The 1,198-nt window shown below is 63.6% G+C and carries 2 protein-coding genes; both read left to right on the forward strand.

All coding sequences use genetic code 11. From position 1 onward, the window contains the following. Positions 1 to 358: hypothetical protein (locus tag AZG88_RS31285; protein WP_061700078.1), on the forward strand; the 358-nt coding region annotated here is incomplete at its 5' end. Beyond that, on the forward strand, positions 358 to 1,198 hold an 841-nt coding region (locus tag AZG88_RS31290), incomplete at its 3' end, for a hypothetical protein (RefSeq protein WP_061700079.1). The genes AZG88_RS31285 and AZG88_RS31290, both read left to right, overlap by 1 nt.

The raw sequence follows: 1,198 nt of genomic DNA on the forward strand, positions 1-1,198 counted from the left end.
ATTCGATCTGTCGGAACCCGGCACCATCCTCTTCACGGCCGAGCGAGCCTTCCACGGCCGCCATCTCACCGCATTCTGTCTGTCACTACGCGAGCGGGACAACCGATCGACCTTTCTCGCAGAACCGTCCGCCTACATGAGCCGCTGCGGTCTCACCACCGACGAGCAACAGCTGGTCAATGACCGCAACTGGACCGAGTTGCTGCGCCGCGGCGCCCACCTGCAATCCGTCCTCAAACTCGCAGCAACCTACGGCGGAAATCTCTTCGACATCGGCGCCCACAACGTCGGCAGCAGCATCGATCAACTCGTCGAATCGTGCCCACGCACGGTCTCGCGTCTCCCGAAGGAACTCTGATGGCGCGCATCGTCGGCGGGATGGGGATCTCGCATACCCCGTCCATGGGAATCGAGTACGACCGCGCTCACGGCGGGAATGACCACTTTCCCACGCATTGGCAACCCTGGTTCGACGGCACCCGGCCCGCACGCGACCTGCTGGCAGAGCTCGCACCGGACCACATGGTCGTGGTCTACAACGACCACCTCAACTACTTCACCCTCGACAACTACCCCACTCTGGCGATCGGGATCGGCGACGAATTCCGGCAGATGGACGAAGGCTGGGGACCCCGGGAACTGCCGCCTTTGCCGGGCAACCACGAATGGGGCATCCACCTGTCGCAACACCTCATCGACAACGACTTCGACCTCACGGTCTGCCAGGACCTCGGAATCGACCACGGCATCTTCTCCTGGCTGCCCTACGTCGTCGACCTCCCCTTCCCCATTCCCGTCACCCCCATCGCAGTCAACATGATCCGTGAACCGCTGCCGCGGCCGCAGCGCATGGCCGCACTCGGTAGCGCACTGCGACGCGCAATCGAAGGTTTCCCCTCCGACCAGCGCGTGCTGGTCGTCGCCACCGGCGGCATGAGCCACCAGATCAGCGGGGCACGATTCGGAATCGCCAACGCCGATCTCGACCGCTGGTTCCTCGACAAACTGCCGCGCAACCTCGACGAACTCATGAAAATCGACATCACCGAATACATGGCCCTTGGCGGCACCGAAGCCGCTGAACTCACGCTCTGGTTCGCCATGCGAGCCGCCCTCTCCGACGCCGCGCAAGTCCAGTACTCCTTTTCCACCTTCCCCCAGATCACCGGGTGCGGCGTCCTCGTCATGACCGAGCCCG

The organism is Rhodococcus sp. LB1, from assembly GCF_001583455.1.
Classification (GTDB): domain Bacteria; phylum Actinomycetota; class Actinomycetes; order Mycobacteriales; family Mycobacteriaceae; genus Rhodococcus_F; species Rhodococcus_F opacus.